We start from the raw sequence: 22,182 nt of genomic DNA, 5'->3' as shown, positions 1-22,182 counted from the left end.
GACAACTCTTTTTTATCATAAGAAAATTCCTAAATTCCGGCTATTATTTCTTACTGAGCTTCAACTCTGCAATAAAAGCTGTGATAAGCCCGATACCTCCAAACGAAAGCACGCAAGCTCCATAAACCAAAGATACCGTCTCACGATAAACACGCCAGTTGTCCACATCCTTATCCAAGTATCCGGGAATTGCCGAAGTGCAAATTACAAAACCTATCAACAATCCCAATCCCATGCCCACCAGCAGGCATCCTAATTTCAATGCCGAGAAAGAAAAATTGCCATAAAGTTTCGGCATACAAGCCGCATCCGGGACATACTTATCCCCCATCTTCTCAATCAGCATCAGGCGCTCCTTCTTACATACAAACAATTCAAACAGTTTGTAAATTCCTAAAGTAATGATTGCCATAATCGTAGGCACCATAATAAAATCCATCATATTCGTTTCGTTTTAAATTAGTATTTTTGTTCCTTTGTACACTTTAGACGCAGGCTTCTTTGTGAGGTTACACATTCTGCGAAAAAAAATATTTCTTTCCAGATTCTGTAACCTTATATAGAGAGTTGCGTCTAAAGAGCAAAATGGAGAATAACGAAACACATATTATCCGACGAATATTGAAAGGAGAAACTGCTCTGTACGAAAACTTCCTGAATCAGTACGGTCAACAGGTATTTTCCCTGATTGCCCGCATCATCTGCAATCAGGAAGATGCCGAAGAGCTGACGCAAGACGTTTTTCTGAAAGCGTTCCAGCACCTCTCCTCTTTCAAAGCCGAAAGTTCTTTCTCCACATGGATATATTCCATCGCTTATAATACGGCAATTTCGGCAGCCCGTAAAAAGAAATTTGATACCTTTGCCATGGATGATACGTTACTCGCCAACATTTCGGAGCAGCAGGTTGACGAGACGCTGAACGACGAAAGCGAAGAAATGATTATCAAACTAAACAGAGCCATAGAAAAACTGAACTCCGACGAACGTGCCTTGATTACTCTATTCTACTATGAAGAAAAGACGATGAATGAAACCGCCCTGATTCTGGGCCTGACAGAGAGCAATGCAAAAGTAAAATTGCATCGCGTACGCAAAAAGATATATGTACTCATTAAACAAGAGGAAGTATGAACGAAGAACAAAAAGATAAAGGACTGAAAAGAGCCGTAAAAGCGAAAAATGAATTTCGCCTGCCTTCCAACTTTGCTTACCGCACCATGAGGAAGGTGGAAGAGGCTATGCGTCTGCGGGAAAAGAAATCGGAACGAAGAACTTTATTTGCTACGATAGCTGCTTCTGTATTCTTAGTAGGATGTTGCATTGCCGGATTAGCCACTTACTTTGGTGATGTCATCAGGGAGGCCTTCACTCCTACGGAAAACCTGAAACCTGACAATATTCAGATACCGGCATTCTGGGTGCTGATACTTATTACAATTCCGTTGTTCGTCCTGTTCGACCGATGGATGAGAAAACGATATTACAAGCATCATTCTTAAAAAGAAACGAGGATGTTCCTTTCAACGGACATCCTCGTTTTTCTTTTTCAAATAATAGTTTTAATCCAATTTGTGGATAACCAGTCCCGAACGTAATTTCGGTTCAAACCACGTTGTTTTGGGAGGCATGATGTTGCCTGTATCTGCAATGTCCATCAACTGCTTCATGCTGACCGGATAAAGTGCCAAAGCAACTTTCATCTCGCCACTATCCACCCGTTTCTTCAACTCGCCCAGACCACGGATACCACCGACGAAATCAATACGTTTGTCGGAACGAAGGTCTTTTATACCGAGTACTTCATCCAGAATAAGATTAGAAGAAATGGTCACATCCAGCACGCCAATCGGGTCATTATCATTATATGTGCCCGGTTTAGCTGTCAGGCTATACCACTTGCCATCCAGATAAAGGGAGAAATTATGCAAACCGGTAGGTTTATAAATATCCGCACCCTTTTCTTCAATCGTGAAGTTCTTGCTGACAGCAGCCAGGAACTGCTCCGGTGTCAAACCGTTCAGGTCTTTGACAACACGGTTATAATCGATAATTGTCAGTTGGTTGGCAGGGAAGCAAACAGCCATGAAGTAGTTGTATTCTTCGTCACCGGAATGATTTGGATTCTGCTTCGCTTTTTCAACTCCCACCAAAGCAGCGGCAGCACTACGATGATGTCCGTCGGCAATGTAGAGGGCAGGCATCTTAGCAAATTCCTGGGTGATGGCATCAATATCTTCCTGTTTATCAATAATCCAGAAAGTATGTCCGAAACCATCGCCGGGAGCGATAAAGTCGTACACCGGTTTTCCGGCAGTATAATGAGCGATGATAGTATCCAGAGTAGCATTATCAGGATATGCAAAGAATACCGGTTCGATATTGGCATTGTTCACGCGAACATGCTTCATGCGGTCTTCTTCCTTATCGCGGCGGGTCAATTCATGCTTTTTGATGACACCGTTCATATAGTCGGGAACATAAGCGCCAACTACCAGACCATACTGCGTCTTTCCATTCATGGTCTGCGCATAGACGTAATAGTTTTCTTTATCGTCCTGCACCAACCAGCCTTTATCCTGGAACATTTGGAAGTTTTCAGCAGCTTTCTGATAAACACATTCATCATGTTCGTCAGTGCCTACCGGAAAATCTATTTCGGGCTTAATGATATGATACAGGGATTTCTCGTTTCCTTTCGCCTCTTCGCGCGCTTCTGCTGAGTTCAGCACATCATACGGACGGGAAGCAACCTGTTCTACCAGGTCCTGCGGAGGACGAACGCCCTTAAAAGGTTTAATTATTGCCATAAGTCAAGGTGTGTTTTTAATGGATTATTGAGATTTCTTTTTCATGAAATGCACTATCAAATAGATTGCACTACCTACTATCAGCACAACAGATACGCCCTCGCAAAAGCCGAGGGCGAAATCTGAAAGTTCTTTTCTGAATATACTGCTCAATGCAAATATACCAGCACCTATCGTCAGATAGAGTACTGCAAATTTATAGGCAGTCCTGCTATTCATCTCACTTTTTGTTAACGCGGAATTTCTCGCAACCGTCTTTCAGGAAGCCTACAATCTGCTGAGCAGCAGCAATACCTGCATTGATATTAGCTTCGGCAGTCTGTGCTCCCATCTTCTTCGGTGTAGAGAAGTAGCGTCCGACAAACTTAGCTGCAAATGTTTCGTTGGCAGCAGGCATGATGTCAGTCATGTATTTCAGGTCAGCACGTTCTTCCATCAACTGAATCAATTCTGTTTCGTTGATAACCTCTTTACGGGCTGTGTTCACCAATACACCACCCTTCGGCATTTTGTTCACCAAAGCATAGTTGATGGAGTTCTTCGTTTCGGCAGTAGCCGGAATGTGCAGTGAAACCACGTCACAAGTAGAGTAAAGTTCATCGGCAGAGTCAACAGCCTTCACACCGTCTTTCTCAATAACCTCTTTCGGACAGAAAGCATCGAAAGCAAAGATTTCCATACCGAAGCCTTTAGCGATACGGGCTACATTACGGCCTACGTTACCATAAGCGTGAATACCCAGTTTTTTGCCTTTCAGTTCCGTTCCGGAAGTACCGTTATACATATTGCGGACAGCCATTACCATCATACCGAAAGCGAGTTCGGCTACGGCATTAGAGTTCTGTCCCGGGGTGTTCATCACACATACATTGTGTGCAGTGGCAGCTTCCAAGTCTACATTATCGTAACCTGCACCTGCGCGTACCACAATCTTCAGTTCTTTGGCAGCATCCAGCACTTCGGCATCTATGATGTCGCTGCGGATAATAATGGCATTAGCATCCTTCACAGCGTCCAGTAACTGGACTTTCTCTGTATATTTCTCCAGCAAGGCAAGTTCATAACCTGCTGTTTCAATTTCTTTGCGAATACCGTCTACAGCTACTTTAGCGAACGGTTTGTCGGTTGCAATTAATACTTTCATGATTCTATGATATTAAAAAGACTCACCACAGAGTACTCAGAGTTCCACAGAGTTTCTTCTTATAAGTTTAATCTCTGTGGGACTCTGTGCCCTCTGTGGTGAATAAAATATTATTAATGAAGTTTCTCAAATTCCTGCATGCAGTCAATCAAAGCCTGTACGCTTTCTTTCGGCATAGCGTTGTAGCAAGATGCGCGGAAACCACCCACTGAACGGTGTCCTTTGATACCTACCATACCTTTTTCCGTAGCGAACTTCATGAAGTCAGCTTCCAGTTCTTTGTATTCGGGAGCCATCACGAAGCAGATGTTCATGCGTGAACGGTCTTCCTGAGCAGCAGTACCGACGAACATTTTGTTACGGTCGATTTCAGCATACAACATGTCAGCCTTTTCAATGGCACGGCGTTCCATTTCTTTCACACCACCCTGTGCCTTAATCCAGCGCAAAGTCTGCAATGCAGCATAGATAGGAACTACCGGAGGAGTGTTGAACATAGAACCACTGTCGATATGTGTCTGATAGTTCAGCATCGTCGGGATATAGCGGGATACCTTGCCCAAAGCGTCATTCTTCACAATAACGAATGTTACGCCGGAAGGAGCCAGATTCTTCTGTGCACCACCATAGATACAGATATATTTAGACACGTCGATAGGACGGGAGAAAATATCAGAAGACATGTCAGCAATCATAGGAACATTTACATCCAGATCTTCCTTGAGCTCAGTACCGTAAATAGTGTTGTTAGTGGTGATATGGAAGTAATCAGCATCAGCAGGTACAGTGTAATCCTTAGGGATATAAGTATAAGTAGACTCTGCGGAAGAAGCGACTTCAACTACTTCACCGAAAGCTTTGGCTTCTTTCATAGCCTTCTTGGCCCATACACCTGTGTTCAGGTAAGCAGCTTTCTTTTCGAGGAAGTTGAAGGGGATCATGCAGAATTCCAAACTGGCACCACCGCCCAAGAACAATACCGAATACCCTTCAGGGATATTGAGTAATTCTTTGAATAGTGCCACGGCTTCGTCCACAACGGGTTGGAAGTCCTTAGCACGGTGGCTGATTTCCATCAGTGAGAGACCTGAGCCATTGAAATCGAGAATAGCTTTTGCCGTATCCTCAATTACCTCACGAGGAAGAATAGAAGGTCCTGCATTGAAATTATGCTTTTTCATTTGAAGTTTGTTTTGGTTATACAATTTCGTTCATTAATGTCTTTCGACTTTGCGAAATTACGGAAATATTTCTTTAAAACAAACCTTTCATAATGAAATTCTATTTTTACACCGCATTTAGCTTACTTTTTTATGGTTTATACAGGATATATGCACCATTTTGTTATCCATACTTATCAAGAATACTACTTTTGGAGAAACTAAAAGTAATACGGATTTATTACTTCGCATTCAAAACTATAAACGCAAGAAAAGTGAATATTTATAAGAAAAGACTACTTTGCTTCTTCAATAATCGTCTTCATACCCTTAATTTTCTCACCGCGTATCAAGGTAAGCAACTGTTTCATTTTACTGCGGCGGACAGCCACAAAAGCATAGTGCTCTTTCACATCTACCTGCCCTACATCTTCACGCACCATTCCACCTTTCTTATATAGGAAACCGACGATATCTATTTTATTCAGTTTATCCTTTTTGCCTTTACCTATATATAAGGTAGCCCAACGAGGTTTGGCAGGCTTCGGAAGCACTTCAGGAAACTCGAAAGCCTCGATGTCTTCGGGGATATATTCGGGAATACGTTCTTCGGCATGCAAAATGATATAGGAATTCCCATCCGCTTCCCAGCGTGCCGTACGTCCGTTGCGGTGTGTATAGGCTTCTTCGTTCACCGGTAGATGGTAGTGAACTACGTTCTCAATGCCGGGAATATCCAGCCCGCGGGCAGCAAGGTCGGTAGAAATCAATACAGCACAACTGCCATTGCGGAATTTATAGAGTGCACGTTCGCGGTCGGGCTGTTCCATGCCGCCATGAAACATATCACAAGGAAATTTCTTTGATTGCAGATATGCTGTTACCCGTTCCACACTTTCGCGATAGTTGCAGAAAACAAGGGTTGAATGATGTCCGAGTGTGCAAAGCAGATTATACAAAGTTTCCAGTTTGTCTTTCCCGGGAGAAAGAACCTTATGAAGCCGCAGACGTGGAGCAAGGGCTTCCGGATCGAGGAAGTCAAGCTTGACAAGTTGAGAGTTGAGAGTTGAAAGTTGAGAGTTATCAGCGTCTCTTACACCGGTGAACAGGGGAATTTCTTCGGCATCGGTAGCAGAAAGCAGCACACGTTTTTTTAAGGAAGGCAACTGCCCGATAACTTCTGCCATCTCATCATGGAAACCGAATTCGAGGCATTTATCGAACTCGTCTATCACCAGTGTGGTGACGCTGCTTGCATCGAAATTCTCTTTCCGCAAGTGGTCGTTCATTCGTCCCGGTGTACCGATGATAACTGAGGGATTGATGCCTTTCATCGTGCGGTGCTCCTCCATAGCAGGACGACCACCATAGCAGCTCATTGCCTTGAATGGAGTTCCCATAGATTTAAAGACTGTTTCAATCTGCAATGCCAATTCGCGCGAAGGCACCAAAACAATGGCCTGCACTCCTTGCATTTCTGCTTTCAGCGATTGCACCAATGGAAGAAGAAAAGCCAGCGTCTTGCCCGAACCTGTAGGCGAAAGCAATACTAAATCTTTGTTTTCACGATAAGCCTCCCGTGTTGCCTCTTGCATTGGGGTGAGTTGTTCTATTTGCAGATTTCTGAGTATATCTTGAATTTCCATAATGTTTTTTTCTATGACGAGCCAAAGATAATGCAATTTGAGTGCAGAACTTTCATGCTTGATAAAAAAAATATGCCCGAATGCAGTTTATCTTATCCGAAGATAAAAAAACTCCTGCGTAGCCGTAGCCATGCAGGAGTTTTCTAAAATATCGAAGTCTTTTATAAACTTTGAAGTTTCAGCTTATCCGCCGAAGTTATCGAACATCAAGTTCTGAGCCGGAACGCCGAGATCGTCGAGCATCTTCTCAACAGCTTTCGACATCGGACCAGGACCACACATGTAGTATTCGATGTCTTCGGGAGCTTCGTGGTCTTTCAGATAAGTGTTGTAAATTACCTGATGAACAAAGCCCGGAGTATACTTCACGCCGGCTGCGTCTGCTGCAGGGTCCGGACGGTCCAATGCAAGATGGAACGTAAAGTTCGGGAAATCCTTCTCGATTTGCAGGAAGTCTTCCAGATAGAATACCTCGTTCAATGCACGTGCACCGTAGAAGTAAGTCATCTTGCGGTCCGTAGTATGCAACGTCTTCGTCAAGTGCATGATTTGTGCACGCAACGGAGCCATACCGGCACCACCACCAATCCACATCATTTCCTTCTTAGAGTCGAATATCGGGTGGAAGTCTCCGTAAGGACCACTCATTATTACCTTGTCACCCGGTTTCAGCGTGAAGATATAAGAAGAAGCGATACCCGCAGGCACATCCATGAAACCCTGTCCCTGGTCTTTCGGCTTGAACGGAGGAGTTGCGATACGTACCGTCAACATGATACGGTCGCCCTCTGCCGGATAATTAGCCATAGAATATGCACGGATGGTTTCTTCGTCATTGTTACACTTCAATGTAAACAAACCGAATTTCTCCCATGCGGGCAAGTACTCGTCACCAATCAGACTCTTATCAATGTCCTTGTTATAGTCCATTGAGTATTTAGGAATCTTGATCTGTGCATAAGAACCCGGAATGAAATCCATGTGTTCGCCCTTAGGCAACGCAACGATGAACTCCTTGATGAACGTAGCCACGTTCTTGTTGGAGATTACCTCGCACTCCCACTCTTTTACACCGAGCACAGACTCGTCAATCTTGATGCCCATGTCGCTCTTCACTTTCACCTGGCAACCCAGACGCCAATGGTCTTGTACCTGTTTGCGGCTGAAATGAGGAACCTCGGACGGCAGGATTTCGCCACCGCCATCCAGCACCTGGCATTTGCATTGTCCGCAAGAACCCTTACCACCACAAGCGGAAGAAAGGAATACACCGTTCATAGACAACGTATTCAGCAACGTGGAACCGGACTCTACGTCCAGCACATTGTCGCCGTTGATAGTCAGTTTTACATTACCCGAGGGTACCAGGAAATTCTTGGCAACCAACAGGATAACGACAAGCAGCAGAATAACCACCAGGAATACTCCAATGCTCGCTAATATTAAATTTATATCCATTGTTTTATTCCTTTCTTTATTAGATGTTCAAACCAGAGAAACACATGAATGCCATTGCCATCAAGCCTACTGTAATGAACGTGATGCCCAGACCTTTCAGTGGAGCAGGAACGTCAGAGTAAGCCATCTTCTCGCGGATAGCTGCCAAACCTACGATGGCGAGCAACCAACCGATACCGGAACCCAATGCGTAAGAAATAGCATCCCATATATCACCGATATATTTCGGATCGCTCTCACCTACATTGATGCGCTGCTGCATGAAGAGCGAAGCACCCATGATGGCACAGTTCACAGCAATCAGCGGCAGGAAGATACCCAGTGAAGCGTACAGCGACGGGCTGAAACGCTCTACCACCATCTCCACCAACTGCACGATACCTGCAATTACGGCAATGAAAAGAATAAAACTGAGGAAGCTGAGGTCTACGCCCGGAATGATAGCGTCGGCAGCCAGCACCTTGGTCTGCAATAAATAGTTGACCGGAAGCGTAACCACCAATACGAAAGTAACGGCGATGCCCAGTCCTACGGCAGTCTTCACGTTCTTGGATACAGCCAAGTAAGAGCACATACCCAGGAAGAACGCAAATATCATGTTGTCCACAAAGATGGAGCGGACAAATAAACTTATTAAATGTTCCATAATTCTTTGAATTAAGAATTAAGAATTAAGAATTAAGAATTTCTATGCAGCGCCATAGTGCCGCCAATTCTTCATTCATCATTCTTCATTCTTCATTTATATTACTTTTCTTGCAACTCTTTGTGACGTGCACGCTGATACCAGATGATGCAAGCGCAGATAATCAACGCCATCGGCGGCATCAGCATCAAGCCGTTGTTCACATAACCTATATTCGTCAACCATTCGTGGTTCAGGATGTTGAAACCGAGCAACGTACCGGAACCCAACAGCTCACGGAAGAAAGCTACGATAATCAAAATCTTGGCATATCCCAAACCGTTACCTATACCATCAAGGCAGGATTCCCAGGGACCGTTCTGCATGGCAAATGCTTCCAGACGTCCCATCAGGATACAGTTTGTAATAATCAAACCTACGTAAACGGAAAGCTGTACGCTTACGTCGTAAGCAAACGCTTTCAGGATTTCACTCACAATGGTTACCAGAGCGGCTACCACAACCAACTGAACGATGATACGGATACGGTTGGGGATAGTCTTGCGCAACAACGAGATCACCACATTGGCAAAAGCCGTAATCACTGTTACCGAAAGCCCCATTACGATGGCGGGTTCCAGCTTGGCAGTTACAGCCAGTGCAGAACAGATACCCAGCACCTGTACGGTAACGGGGTTGTCCATACCCAGCGGATTAGAGAATACTTCTCTGTTTTTCTTTGAAAATAACTGTCCCATATCCTTATTCCTCATCATTATTGGTTAAAAAACTCTTGTAACTATTCAGACAAGTTTTCAGCATAGCATCCACACCTACAGAAGTAATCGTACCGCCGGAGATACCGTCCACCTGAAAGTCAGGTTTCTCTACCTTGCCGTTTTTCACAACACCCAGGGCAACTTCACCGTTATCCAATGTCTTCTTGCCCAGGAATTCATTCTGGAAGTGTTGGCCTGCGATTTCAGCACCCAGACCCGGAGTTTCACTGGCGTGAGAGAAATAAACACCGTAAACGGTATCTTTATCACTGTTCAGTGCAACATAACCCCAGATAGCACCCCAAAGACCGGCACCGTAAACTGGGAATACATATTTCGTTTCTCCGTCCACTTCTGCCACGAATACGTGCAGGCGTTGGTGTTCTTTAGCTTCTTTTTCGTAACCGGTAGCAAATGCACCTGTGTTTTCGGTCAATGTACCGTCCACGTTCATCAGCATGTCTCCCTTTACATATTTATTATATTCAGCCTCGGCATCTGCAACATTCTTGATGTTCAATGCAGCGAGGATTTGCTTCTTCGTATCCAGTTCCACGTTCTTATTCTGAATGCTTCGCAGTGAGGAACTGACGAATGCCAGCAAAAATGCAACGATAACAACCATTACCGAAGCATAAATGATAGTATAACTATTACTATTGGTATTCATTTCTTCGGGTATTTTAATTGTTAGACTTGATTGCACGTTTCTCGCGGCGGCTGATATTGCCCTGTACTACACAGTAGTCAATCAGCGGAGCGAAGATATTCATCAGCAGGATGGCGAGCATCATACCTTCGGGGTAACCGGGGTTCAGTACACGGATCACGATGGCCATGACGCCAATCAGGAAACCGAAGATATACTTACCCGTCTCGGTACGTGCCGAAGTTACGGGGTCGGTAGCCATGAACACGGCACCGAAACAGAAACCACCCAGCACGAGGTGTTCGTACCAAGGCATCTGAGCCATCGGAGTATCAGGACCAACTGTGTTGAACACCCAAGCCATGAATGCACCACCCACGAATACGGAGAACATCGTCTTCCAGCTTGCAATGCCCGTTGCCAGCAACAGGATAGCACCGAGAGCGATGGCAATTACACTGGTCTCACCGATAGAACCCGGTATCAAACCTGTCACCATATCCCAGGAGAAAGGCGGAACGGCGCCGGTCGTGGCAGCTTCACCCAACGGAGTAGCTACAGTCAGTCCGTCAACAGCCTGTCCCATGCCGAAGATAGAATCACCCGATACCCATACGGCATCACCGGACATCTTGGTAGGATATGCGAAGAACAGGAATGCGCGGGTAATCAAGGCAACGTTAAACACGTTCATACCCGTACCACCGAACACTTCCTTAGCGAAAATTACAGAGAACGCAGTAGCTACCGCCAGAATCCACAGCGGACAGTCTACCGGAACAATCATAGGGATAAGGATACCGGAAACGAGGAAACCTTCCTGGATTTCTTCTTTCTTCCACTGAGCCACTACGAACTCAATACCAAGACCTACTATATAAGATACAATGATTTTTGGCAATACAGCCAGGAAACCGTAGGCAAACATTTCAATGAAGCTACCTGTAGCACCGGTATTCGTGAAATGCTGATAACCCACGTTATACATACCGAACAACAACGCCGGTATCAACGCAATGACCACCATCGACATAATGCGTTTGCTGTCGATAGCGTCGTGAATGTGCGTTCCCGATTTCGAAGTCCTGTTGGGGACGAACAGGAATGTCTCGAATCCGTCGAACACAGACTGGAATGCGTGGTATTTACCGCCCTCTTCAAAGTTCGGCTTTATCTTGTCGAGATAATTTCTTAACGCTTTCATTTTTAATTTTTAATTCTTAATTTTTAATTGAATTACGCCATTTCAGCACGAAGCATGTCGAGCCCGGCACGAACAATACGTTGAACCTCTACCTTTGAAGAGCATACAAATTCGCAAAGGGCAAAATCCTCGGGAGCTACTTCGTAGATACCCAGGGCCTCCATGCGGTCGATGTCGCCTGCAATGATAGCCTTCACCAGATATTCGGGGAAGATATCCATCGGGAATACCCTGTCGTATTCGTTGGACATAATCATGTGGCGTTCGCCACCTTTGACACGTGCATCGAGTACATATTCCTTGTTCTTGCCCATCAACCAGCTAAAGTAGGAATGATTTACGCTGAACTGATCGAAACGCGGCATAATCCAACCTGCCATTTCATGGACGTCGTCACCTTCGGGAATTACTGTCAGTTGACTGTCGAAAGCACCGAGGAAGCCGTTCGGACTTACCTGTTTACCAGTAAGTACATTACCGCTGATGTAGCGCAAGTCTCTGCCTGTGGTCACGTTTCCACTGAATACGTTTGTCAGCAGGGCGCCTACTTTCAGTTTGCAGTATGCAGGTTTCAACACTTCGGAACCTGTCACGGCTACTTTGCGCGTCATGTCCACACGACCTGTATTGAACAGACGGCCAATGAAGATGACTGCTTCCGCACCGATTGTCCACACTGTTTCACCCTTCACGATAGGGGAAATGTGGTTAATCTGTACGCCTACATTTCCAGCCGGGTTCGGCCCGTCAAATGCGGTAACCGTCACATTCTTGGCTTGCGTCAATGCTGTTGCCTTTTGTTTCACACTAATACTCAGATACGTCTTTGCCATCTTGGCAAGAGCGTCAAGTCCTGTCTGGAAGTTTGCTTCCTCGCCTTTCAGGGCGAACTCGAAATCGGGTGCCAGCGGGTTGCTGTCGAAGGCTGAAATGAAGATGGCTTTCGGATACATCGTAGGGTCAGCAATCACGTCGTAGGGACGCTGACGGATGAAAGCGAACATACCTGCTTCCAGCAATGCAGCTTTCACTGACTCACCGTTCAGGGCATTCACGTCTTTCTTTCCGAATTCTTCATAGTCTTGCTCAGCAGCAGCTTCAACGACAATGTTCAGCACTTTGCGGCGTGCACCGCGCTCCACGCTTGTCACTACGCCGCTCACGGGCGAAACAAATTTCAATTCAGGATGATTCTTGTCGATAAACAAGGGTCCTCCGGCCATCACATATTCCTGTTCTTTGACCACCACTTTCGGAGTGATACCCGTGAAATCTTCGGGAACCAATGCGTAGAATCCCGGCTCTTTCACAGACTTTAGCTCCTGAGCAGCTTTACCTTTCAGGTTGATGTCAAGGCCTTTACGTAACTTAATTACATTTGCCATGCGTTTATATAAAATAATGGTTTCATTAATTTGCCGCAAAAGTAGCAAAAAAGAACGTGAATAAAGAGCAAAAAAGAAAGGAATTACGGATAAATTTCCGCAATTCCTTTCGTTAACGAGCACGACAATAATAGGGCTACTGAAAAGGGGCTAAAATAGTATGCCACTGCAATAATTAGGTTTGCCCTTGCAATAATTATATTAGCTCGTGCAATAATTGTTTTTAATTTTCTTCCGCAAACATCGGATCCCATGCCGGCAGACGGATGGGCTTCTGCTTGAATACATCCATCACTTTGGCAGGAACATACTTGGTTTCCAACACCAGGCGGAACATATATTCGTTGAACCATTCGTCAGTCATAATCAGGTGTCCCTGGTAGCCGCTTGCGGGGCCCCAACTGTTCTCCACCATCCACTTCACAGGCTTTCCGTCCTGATTCAAGTCCACCGCCATAAGGGTCATGGCATGGCTGGAGCCGCTGGAGAAGGTTTGAATGCGCTGTTTCTTATCCATGCCGAAGGTGGTGCCCATCAGTGATTCGTAATCATAGTTTTTCACATCGAGCAGTCCACGTTCCGAGTTCAGGAACTTGCCCACATCGCAGGAGAAATACATCATGGTGCTGTCTTTCAGGGAGGCGATGGCCATTTCCTTGATATCCTCTACAGGCAGGTTGACGTATGTCCAGTTCTTGCCGTCGTAGCGGTGGCGGTCATAGTCTATCTCATAGCATTTGTAGTACTCACGGGTAGGGTCGTTCATCACCATCACATAGTTGGTCAGCAGGTTTTCGTCACCATATTTTTTCAGGAAAGACATCGGGGTATGATGTTCTGTTTCTGCGGGATTGCCTTTGGCATCTTTGCGTACATAGTCAAATTCCGTGGGCGGAACTCCCAGATTCAGCACCAACATGCGATAGATAGTGCCGAGCATCGTTGTTTTTTCTTTATTCAGCGCATCGGGTTTTGCTCCTTTGGAAGCAAGGTCACGCAACTGTAATCCGTATTCTTTCAGTTTCAGGGAAATGAGGTTTGCCATGCGCGACGTATTATCGCTGCTGTTCGTTTCCGGCATCGCCTCTTTAGGCACCAGACCATATTTGCTGACGATATCGGCAACGCCCGTAAACGTTCCTCCATCGCTCAACGGATGCTGGAAAAGCCATTCCACGGTCTTGTCGGTCATCGGACTTTTGCTTGTGTCGATTACACCTTGCAGGAAAAGGTTCGCTTTCTCCAACTGGTCCCAGAAGAAAGGATAAATCTCCGAAAACTCAAAAGACTGGAAACCGTATTGGGCAATAGTCTTGGCACGCATCACGTTCAGCCCGGTGAAGAGCCAACAACGGCCGGAAGATTTCTGGTCTGTAATCCCCTTGGAGTTTACTTTCACAGAAAAATGAGTATCCATACCTGTCAGATTTTCCTGGTTGAGGGCCAGTTTGCGGATGTCATTGTTGCCAATGGCGTTGCGCAAGGCCTTATCGGCGGTAGTCCCCTGGTAACTCTGTTTAATCTGATTCAGCATGGTTTCGCTGATACCACCCTTCCCGTCCTGTGCCTGCATAGAAAACAAAGCGGCACTGAAAACAAAAACTGATAAAATTCGTTTATTCATGAAATAATAGTTTTATGTTATTTATTCAAGTTTTGCAAGCAAGAAATCTGCCTCTCAATACATCCGGACCAAGACAGGCCCGTAGAATCTCCGTAGCAAGTCCGTATCTGCTCCGTGTCTATAACATACGGAGCAGATACGGACCGGATAGGTTTTGTTTACCTTATGAGGTGATGCAAATTTAATTGCTTTTTTGAAACTTTTAGTAAATTCTTTAGATTTATTGTCAATTGGATTGAAAACTTATCCAAATAAATTAGTTTTCTTTGCACCCTCATTCGTATGATATGAAGAAATATATAATAGGTATTATGACGTTACTGTTTTCAGTAACAGTTCTTTCCGCTCAGGAAATGATAAACTTGGCTACCAGCAATGACACGACTCCGGCATTGACCAAACGTGAATTACGGAAACAAAAGGTAGCAAAGCGAAATCTGCATTATAACATTCTGGGTGGCCCCAGTTACACCCCCGACTTTGGTGCCGTACTTGGCGGAAGTGCCCTGATGACCTTCCGGATGAACCCCAGTGACACCACACAGTTGCGTTCTGTAGTCCCCGTAGCCATTGCTTTCCTGTTCAATGGCGGCATCAACCTCTTCTCCAAACCCCAGCTCTTCTTCAAAGGCGACCGCTTCCGCATCTTCGGAAAGTTTGCTTACAAGAATACGGAAGACAACTTCTATGGATTAGGTTACAATACGAATAAAAATTATGTCCGCAGCGACACCACCAGCCAATACCGTTACAGCGGCATACAGTTCAACCCCTGGTTCCTGTTCCGGCTGGGCAACAGTAATATATTTGCCGGTCCGCAGATAGACATCAACTATGACGACATCACGGAACCTGCCAAGCATCTGGTAGACGAACCTTCCTATAAAGCGGCGGGCGGAACCAGCAAAGGATATACTAACTTCAACTCCGGCGTCGGCTTCCTGCTGACTTACGATAGTCGTGACATTCCTGCCAACGCATATCGGGGCATGTATCTTGATTTCCGGGGTATGATGTACACTAAATTCCTTGGAAGCGATGATAACTTCTATCGTCTGGAGATAGATTACCGCCAGTATAAGAGCCTGGGTAAACGTAGGGTACTTGCCTGGACGGCCCAGAGTAAAAATGTATTCGGTGACGTGCCGTTGACGCAATACGTCCTTACAGGAACTCCTTTCGACCTGCGCGGTTATTATATGGGACAGTATCGTGATAAATCCTCCCATGTAGTCATGGCAGAATATCGCCAGATGATAAACACCGACAAGAGTACTTGGGTGAAACGCATGCTCAACCATGTAGGTTTTGTGGGATGGGCAGGTTGTGGTTTCATGGGGCCCACTATCGGCAAGATAGAAGGTGTACTGCCCAATTATGGCATAGGATTACGTATCGAAGTGCAACCCCGCATGAACGTGCGTCTCGACTTGGGTAAAAATACAGTCAACAATCAAACATTGTTCTACTTCAACATGACAGAAGCATTTTAATGAATGAATGATTTGTTTCCGTCTTGTATATGCAATGTAAAAAATACCCCATAACGGACAATTTAGAACTCACAACCAGCAACTATTTTTACCGATTCTCTTGCATCAGTAAAAGATTATCCATATTTTTGGGCTTTATTATCTTGTTTACCTTAAACAAAACTGAGAACATCACATAATGAGAACTTTCGAGATAGTATTCTGGATAAGCCTGTTTATCGTATTCTACACTTATATAGGATATGGAATTGTATTGTACATTCTGGTCAAAATTAAAGAAACTTTCCGTAAACCAGTACATTACCCCATGCCTCCCGACGAGGAATTGCCGGAACTGACCCTGTTCATCGCTGCTTACAACGAAGAAGACGTTGTGGACGAGAAGATGCAGAACTGCCTGGAGCTGGATTATCCCGCAGAGAAATTACAGATATTCTGGGTTACAGACGGTAGTAACGACCATACCAACGAACGCCTTGCGCGTTGGCCGCAAGCCACCGTACTCCACCAACCCGAACGCCAGGGAAAAACCGCCGCACTCAACCGGGGTATGAAGTTTGTAAAAACTCCCCTTGTCGTATTCACCGATGCCAATACACATCTGAACCGGGAAGCCTTACGTGAAATTGTTCATGCCTTTGTCAATCCCAAAGTGGGCTGCGTGGCAGGCGAAAAGCGTATTGCCATGCAGACAAAGGATAATGCCGTATCCGGCGGGGAAGGCATTTACTGGAAATATGAGTCTACGCTGAAAGCACTCGACTCACGCCTTTACTCAACCGTAGGCGCTGCCGGAGAATTGTTTGCCGTCCGTAGCGAACTGTTTGAGGATATGCGGACGGATACATTGCTCGATGACTTCATCCTCTCCCTGCGCATCGTCATGCGGGGCTACACCATCGCTTATTGCGCTGCCGCCTATGCCACCGAAAGTGGTTCGGCAGATATGCAGGAAGAGGAAAAACGCAAGGTGCGCATTGCAGCCGGAGGTTTGCAATCCATCTGGAGACTGCGTCCGTTGCTGAACCCTTTCCGCTACGGTCTGCTCAACTTCCAATATGTGTCTCATCGTGTCCTGCGGTGGTCCATCACTCCCATCCTGCTATTCCTGTTGCTCCCCCTCAACGTAGTGTTGCTTTTCACCACTGCCTATCCGCTATTCTACGCTATTATCTTGGGGTTGCAAATTCTATTTTATCTGATGGGAATCTGGGGCTATGTCCTCTCCCGAAGACACATAAAAAACAAGATACTCTTTATTCCTTACTACTTCCTCTTCATGAACATAAACGTGATAAGGGGATTCCGCTACCTGAGTAAGCGTAAAGGCAACCAAAGCGGAGCCTGGGAAAAAGCACGAAGGGCAGGCTGATAAGCCACCCACCAATAAATCTAAATACAAAGGAAAACAATGAAAAGCATTCTGAAAGACACGAACAATTCCGAGAAGCTCCTGAACATGACATCAGATACATTGATACTCATGGACAAGGATGGAGTGTGCGTAGATATAGCCATCCACAACGTGGATCTCTGGTTTCTGAAAGAAGAAAAACTGCTCGGAAAGAACTTGCTGGCGATACTGCCGTCCAGAACATACAGCGAGTTTTATCCGGAATTCAAGAAAGTCCTGTCGCACAGGAAAAAATCGATCCGCAATTACGAACTCTGCCTGAAGGATGATACCTATTTCTTCAAGTGTATCATGCAGCCGTACGGTGACCTGGTATTATGCCAATATCGGGACATTACGGAACGTAGCCAACGAAAGCTGGAACTGGAAAAAAACAATCGGGAACTCTATGAGATTCAAAAAGCCGCCCTTATCGGTAGTTGGCAATATGAGTCCGACACACGCTTTTTCAGCTACAGTGGGCATACCGATATCATGTGTACCGAAGAGCCACAGCATATCAACATGGACATATACCTGCAATATATACTTCCGGAAGACAGGGAAACTTTCAATAACTGGCTGGAACAAAATCTGCAAGGTGATATGGAGAACAGCGTGGATTATCGTATTCTTTATCAGGGCCAAATCTTCTACATCCGCCTCAAAGCCTTTGCACGCGAACGCCATAAAGACGGCAGCACCACTATGGAAGGTTATATACAAAATATCACAGATATACAGCGCCGCCGCAATGACATCAACCTGCTTACCCATGCCATAAACAATTCAACGGAAGATATCTACTCAGCCCGCGAAGACGGTACACTCATATTCGCCAACCGCTGCTTCAAAGAACGGCACAACATAAGCAATACGGATGACATTACTCAAATGAAGATATACGACCTCCAATCGTATGGCCGCGACCGGCAGACATGGGCAGAATTTGCCGCCAGCGTCAAGCGGGGAGAGTTCAGTCAAGGCTACATCGTCCATAACCCGTTACCACTTCGTCCCGAAGTGCTTGCCATTGAAGGCAATTCTTATTGGGTCACCAGCGACGAAGGAATAGGCACGGTCTGGACATTCGGTAGGGACGTAACACAACGCATCCGTCAAGAGCAGGAAATCAAGCAATTAAATCAGGTTCTGGATAAAATCATTGAGAACCTGCCCGCCGGTGTTGTCGTGAAAGACATTAAGAACGGCTATAAATATATCTACCGCAATCGCGAATCATACAATCGGGACATCACCATGCAGGAAGCCCTTGGAAAAGACGACTATGATTTTTATGGTTTTGAAATAGCGGAAGAAAAGAGGAAACAGGATATTGAAATAGCCGCCACCGGACAGGAGATGCATTGGGTGGCGGAAGAACGAGATGGTAACGGCAATCCCCTCTTCCTCGATAAGCGGAAGATGAAAATAGAAAGTAACGACTTCCCTCCCATTTTATTAAGCATCGAATGGGACATCACCGACATGGAACTGATGAGACGCGAACTGATGGTCGCCAAAGAGAAAGCCGAAACTTCCGACCAACTCAAATCGGCATTCCTCGCCAATATGAGCCACGAGATACGTACACCGCTCAACGCCATCGTCGGTTTCTCACGCATCATTGCCGAAAGCGACGATACCGAAGAACGCAAAAGTTATTATAACATAGTAGAGGCAAACAACGAGCGCCTGTTGCAACTCATCAATGAGATTCTCGACCTCTCGAAGATAGAAGCCGGCATTGTAGAATTCAGTGTCGCCACAGTACGCCTGCATCCGCTGTGCAAGGAAATACATGATGCTCACGTATTCCGCTGCCCTGCGGGTGTCGAACTGATTTTTGAGCCTTCGGACGAAGAGCTCCGCATCGACTCGGACAAGAACCGCATCTTCCAGGTCATTTCAAATCTGATAGGCAACGCGTTCAAGTTCACGACCAAAGGCAGTATCAGTTACGGATATCGCCAGGAGGGAGAAAAAATAGTATTTCATGTGACAGATACCGGTACGGGTATCGCTCCCGAAAAGATCGGAAAAGTATTCGAACGCTTTGTGAAAGCAAACAACTTCGCACAAGGCACAGGGTTGGGATTAGCCATTTGCAAAACCATTATCGAACGTCTGGGCGGAACAATTTCCGTAACTTCCGAACTTGGGAAAGGTACTACCTTCACCTTTACCCTACCCGACAATGCAGCCAGGGAGGAAGAAAAGGAAATGCTTAAAAATGCACTCGAAAGCAACGAACTGACCACCGAAGAGCAAAGTATACTAACAGAGAATGCAGAAAGCACACCAACTCTGGCTCCCAAAGACGCGGAGATGAAAACCGTCCTGATAGCCGAAGACACGGACAGCAATTACATCCTGACCAAAGCTATTCTTAGCAAGGAATACCACCTGGAACGTGCCAAAGATGGTATGGAAGCTGTCAACATGTTCGTAGAAATAAACCCGGACATCATCCTGATGGATATGAAAATGCCGAATCTCGACGGATTGGATGCAACAAGAATCATTCGCGAACTGTCACCGGACGTACCCATTGTCGCTCTGACCGCTTTTGCCTACGACAACGACCGTACAGCAGCATTCGAAGCCGGTTGCAATGACTTTCTGACCAAACCTTTCACACAGGAAAAGTTGAAGGAGACGATCAAGAAATGGATAAAATAAGGAAAATGCTTTGAGAAAGTGCTGCGCTTTGTATGCGGGCGAATAATTATTCGCCCGCATACAAAAGTCTTTTAATACATTCTTTTACGCAAAGATGTCACTTCTCTGAATATAAGCAATCACATCGCCTTTATTCACCGTATCACCTTGCTTGGCGCATACTTCTACGACACGTCCGGTAAATCCAGTCAACAACTTCTCGTATTCTCCCCAAGGGGTAGAGAGATAGCAGAACACTTCGTCATGCTGATATTTACGACCGATGAACGGAGCTACCGAAGGACCTTCCACAGATACTTCCCACAACACCTGTCCTTTATCCGGTGCAATAATCGGATCGGCCTTGGCACGTTTCAGTTTCTTGATTTCCTCTTCCGAGTATCCGTTCTTCGCCATAGCAGCATCTTTGGCACGTTGCAGTTCGTCTTCGAAACGTTTCTTGGCAGTACCCGACTTATAATCGCGATACTGACGGTCGTGCATAGCCAGTTCAAAGAGTTCTTCATCGTCGTCGCCATACTCCCAACCGTTCTCGTCCATTTCTTTCCGGAATTCATCCAGAGCATCCGGATAATTCAACTGCGGATCTGTGTCCACAAACTCGTATCCTTTTGATTTCGCCAGTTCCACAATTTCGGGAGCCAGTTCGCCGGGCAGACGCCCGCTCTTGCCCAGAATCATATCCCAGGTATGATTATCTATCATCGTCCAGCGTTCCTCTCCTTTCACCAACTGCATGAGGTTCATCAGCGCCACATTCTTCACGTACTGGCTGAAAGGCGTCACCAACGGAGGATAACCCAACTTAGGCCATACATATTCCACCTCATCGAACAGCATCACCAACAGGTCATCAAGGCTGAGTTCCTGCTCGTTCTTCCCTCTCAATATCATGTTGATTCCCGAATGTACGCCCTTCAAGTCCGCCATCATGGAACCCATCATACCGCCCGGCAAGCCACACTTCAACAACAGAGAAGACATATGTTTATTGGTCGGGTCCATGAAATAACCCAGGAAGTCGTCAATGAATTCCTGCGTCATGGCACGCGCTTTCATATACGCTTTCATATTAATATCCGGCACCTGGAAACCCAGGTCTTTCAACATCGCTTGCACCGAAATCACGTCCGGATGTACTTTACCCCAGGACATCGGTTCCATGGCAACGTCAATAATATCCGCCCCATTCTCACAAACTTCAAGAATGGAAGCCATCGACAAGCCCGGACCACTATGACCGTGATACTGGATAATCACTTCCGGATGCCTCTCTTTAATCGTCTTCGTCAGGCGTCCCAACATTCCCGGACGACCGACGCCTGCCATATCCTTCAAACAGATTTCGGGCGCTCCGGCTTCAATCAGCTGGTCGGCAACCCGGGCATAATATTCCACTGTATGCACAGGCGAATGTGTGATGCAAAGCGTGGCTTGCGGTATCATCCCCGCCTCCAGCGCATATTTGATAGAAGGAATTATATTCCTCGTTTCATTCAATCCACAGAAAATGCGAGTGATATCCACGCCTTGGGCATGTTTCACACGGTACATCAGACGGCGCACATCAGCAGGAACTGGATACATGCGCAAAGCATTCAAGCCACGGTCAAGCATATGCGTCTGTATACCCGCTTCATTGAAAGGTCGGGTAAAAGCGCGTACAGCCTTGTTGGGGTTTTCACCGTACAACAGATTCACTTGCTCAAAAGCTCCCCCATTAGTTTCCACACGGGCGAAACATCCCATCTCGACAATCAATGGGGCGATACGTACCAATTGGTCTACACGGGGTTGATATTTACCGGAGGATTGCCACATGTCACGGTAAACAAGACTGAATTTAATTTCCTTTTTCATCGCAGTCAGTAGTTAGCGGTTTAACATATATGAATTAATAGGTTAACTTAATAAGTACAAATATAAAGGTTAATTCTGACATATAGTCAAATGCACACATGAAATCTTTAGGTCAAAAGATATGTTTTATATCATATTGCAACAATAGACTACAAACTGCGCAAATGACAAGTTCCTTTCGGCATAATGGCCGGACAAAAAACAAATCCGAAATACCATACCGGATTGGTACACTTGGTACAGAGGTTCACCCCTTTCCTAAACTCACAC

Annotated in this window: 19 protein-coding genes; 5 read left to right on the top strand and 14 right to left on the bottom strand. The window is 45.7% G+C overall.

The features are described from left to right. Window positions 1–43 precede the first annotated feature (43 nt). The gene (locus tag BUC01_RS14355) at window positions 44–442 is read right to left on the bottom strand and encodes a DUF6249 domain-containing protein (RefSeq protein ID WP_025832050.1); all 399 of its coding nucleotides are present in this window, start codon (window positions 440–442) and stop codon (window positions 44–46) included. 143 nt (window positions 443–585) lie between these two features. On the opposite strand from BUC01_RS14355, the gene BUC01_RS14350 reads away from it, so the two are divergent. Both BUC01_RS14350 and BUC01_RS14345 read left to right on the top strand, forming a co-directional pair. Beyond that, window positions 586–1,134: an RNA polymerase sigma factor gene (locus BUC01_RS14350; RefSeq protein WP_025832048.1), complete on the top strand. Its 549-nt coding sequence runs from the start codon at window positions 586–588 to the stop codon at window positions 1,132–1,134. Next, window positions 1,131–1,502, top strand: coding sequence for a hypothetical protein (locus tag BUC01_RS14345; RefSeq protein ID WP_025832046.1), 372 nt, complete (start codon window positions 1,131–1,133; stop codon window positions 1,500–1,502). The genes BUC01_RS14350 and BUC01_RS14345 overlap by 4 nt, the downstream gene beginning before the upstream one ends. Before the next feature lie 60 nt (window positions 1,503–1,562). Here the strand turns inward: BUC01_RS14345 and BUC01_RS14340 are convergent, their stop codons facing one another. The 12 genes from BUC01_RS14340 to BUC01_RS14285 all read right to left on the bottom strand — a co-directional run bounded on the left by BUC01_RS14340 (window position 1,563) and on the right by BUC01_RS14285 (window position 14,484). Continuing rightward, on the bottom strand, window positions 1,563–2,810 hold the full coding sequence (locus BUC01_RS14340; protein ID WP_025832044.1) for a DUF1015 domain-containing protein: 1,248 nt from the start codon (window positions 2,808–2,810) through the stop codon (window positions 1,563–1,565). A gap of 24 nt (window positions 2,811–2,834) precedes the next feature. Next, window positions 2,835–3,029, bottom strand: coding sequence for a hypothetical protein (locus tag BUC01_RS14335; RefSeq protein ID WP_073314042.1), 195 nt, complete (start codon window positions 3,027–3,029; stop codon window positions 2,835–2,837). Between the two features lies 1 nt (window position 3,030). Continuing rightward, window positions 3,031–3,954, bottom strand: coding sequence for an NAD(P)-dependent oxidoreductase (locus BUC01_RS14330; RefSeq protein WP_073314040.1), 924 nt, complete (start codon window positions 3,952–3,954; stop codon window positions 3,031–3,033). A 113-nt stretch (window positions 3,955–4,067) separates the two neighbouring features. Continuing rightward, the gene (gene serC, locus BUC01_RS14325) at window positions 4,068–5,135 is read right to left on the bottom strand and encodes a 3-phosphoserine/phosphohydroxythreonine transaminase (protein WP_025832041.1); all 1,068 of its coding nucleotides are present in this window, start codon (window positions 5,133–5,135) and stop codon (window positions 4,068–4,070) included. Between the two features lie 275 nt (window positions 5,136–5,410). Next, the gene (locus tag BUC01_RS14320) at window positions 5,411–6,760 is read right to left on the bottom strand and encodes a DEAD/DEAH box helicase (RefSeq protein ID WP_025832039.1); all 1,350 of its coding nucleotides are present in this window, start codon (window positions 6,758–6,760) and stop codon (window positions 5,411–5,413) included. Window positions 6,761–6,943: 183 nt separating this feature from the next. After that, entirely contained in the window at window positions 6,944–8,218 is a 1,275-nt protein-coding gene (gene nqrF / locus BUC01_RS14315; RefSeq protein WP_073314037.1) for an NADH:ubiquinone reductase (Na(+)-transporting) subunit F, read from the bottom strand. Between the two features lie 19 nt (window positions 8,219–8,237). Continuing rightward, the gene (nqrE, locus tag BUC01_RS14310) at window positions 8,238–8,864 is read right to left on the bottom strand and encodes an NADH:ubiquinone reductase (Na(+)-transporting) subunit E (RefSeq protein WP_009128507.1); all 627 of its coding nucleotides are present in this window, start codon (window positions 8,862–8,864) and stop codon (window positions 8,238–8,240) included. Window positions 8,865–8,965: 101 nt separating this feature from the next. Further along, window positions 8,966–9,601: an NADH:ubiquinone reductase (Na(+)-transporting) subunit D gene (locus BUC01_RS14305; RefSeq protein WP_025832034.1), complete on the bottom strand. Its 636-nt coding sequence runs from the start codon at window positions 9,599–9,601 to the stop codon at window positions 8,966–8,968. Between the two features lie 4 nt (window positions 9,602–9,605). Further along, complete coding sequence (locus BUC01_RS14300) at window positions 9,606–10,292, bottom strand: Na(+)-translocating NADH-quinone reductase subunit C (protein WP_025832032.1); 687 nt, start codon at window positions 10,290–10,292, stop codon at window positions 9,606–9,608. A 13-nt stretch (window positions 10,293–10,305) separates the two neighbouring features. Further along, window positions 10,306–11,475 (bottom strand): NADH:ubiquinone reductase (Na(+)-transporting) subunit B, encoded by a 1,170-nt coding sequence (locus tag BUC01_RS14295; RefSeq protein ID WP_025832030.1) that lies wholly within the window; start codon window positions 11,473–11,475, stop codon window positions 10,306–10,308. 32 nt (window positions 11,476–11,507) lie between these two features. Continuing rightward, window positions 11,508–12,860, bottom strand: coding sequence for a Na(+)-translocating NADH-quinone reductase subunit A (locus BUC01_RS14290; RefSeq protein ID WP_025832028.1), 1,353 nt, complete (start codon window positions 12,858–12,860; stop codon window positions 11,508–11,510). Window positions 12,861–13,083: 223 nt separating this feature from the next. Further along, complete coding sequence (locus BUC01_RS14285; RefSeq protein WP_025832026.1) at window positions 13,084–14,484, bottom strand: C1 family peptidase; 1,401 nt, start codon at window positions 14,482–14,484, stop codon at window positions 13,084–13,086. 287 nt (window positions 14,485–14,771) lie between these two features. On the opposite strand from BUC01_RS14285, the gene BUC01_RS14280 reads away from it, so the two are divergent. From BUC01_RS14280 to BUC01_RS14270, 3 genes are all read left to right on the top strand, one after another. Continuing rightward, the gene (locus BUC01_RS14280) at window positions 14,772–15,977 is read left to right on the top strand and encodes a BamA/TamA family outer membrane protein (RefSeq protein WP_073314078.1); all 1,206 of its coding nucleotides are present in this window, start codon (window positions 14,772–14,774) and stop codon (window positions 15,975–15,977) included. Window positions 15,978–16,155: 178 nt separating this feature from the next. Further along, entirely contained in the window at window positions 16,156–17,349 is a 1,194-nt protein-coding gene (locus BUC01_RS14275; RefSeq protein WP_025832024.1) for a glycosyltransferase family 2 protein, read from the top strand. 39 nt (window positions 17,350–17,388) lie between these two features. Next, window positions 17,389–20,052 carry an ATP-binding protein gene (locus tag BUC01_RS14270; RefSeq protein WP_025832022.1) on the top strand — a complete coding sequence of 888 codons (2,664 nt, stop codon included), beginning with the start codon at window positions 17,389–17,391 and terminating at the stop codon, window positions 20,050–20,052. An 84-nt stretch (window positions 20,053–20,136) separates the two neighbouring features. Here the strand turns inward: BUC01_RS14270 and BUC01_RS14265 are convergent, their stop codons facing one another. Next, complete coding sequence (locus BUC01_RS14265) at window positions 20,137–21,912, bottom strand: biotin/lipoyl-binding protein (RefSeq protein ID WP_073314035.1); 1,776 nt, start codon at window positions 21,910–21,912, stop codon at window positions 20,137–20,139. Between the last annotated feature and the right edge of the window lie 270 nt (window positions 21,913–22,182).

The organism is Bacteroides stercorirosoris, from assembly GCF_900142015.1.
Taxonomy (GTDB): Bacteria; Bacteroidota; Bacteroidia; order Bacteroidales; family Bacteroidaceae; genus Bacteroides; species Bacteroides stercorirosoris.
Note: the sequence above shows the minus strand (reverse complement) of the source record. Positions and strands in the feature narration are given on the sequence as shown.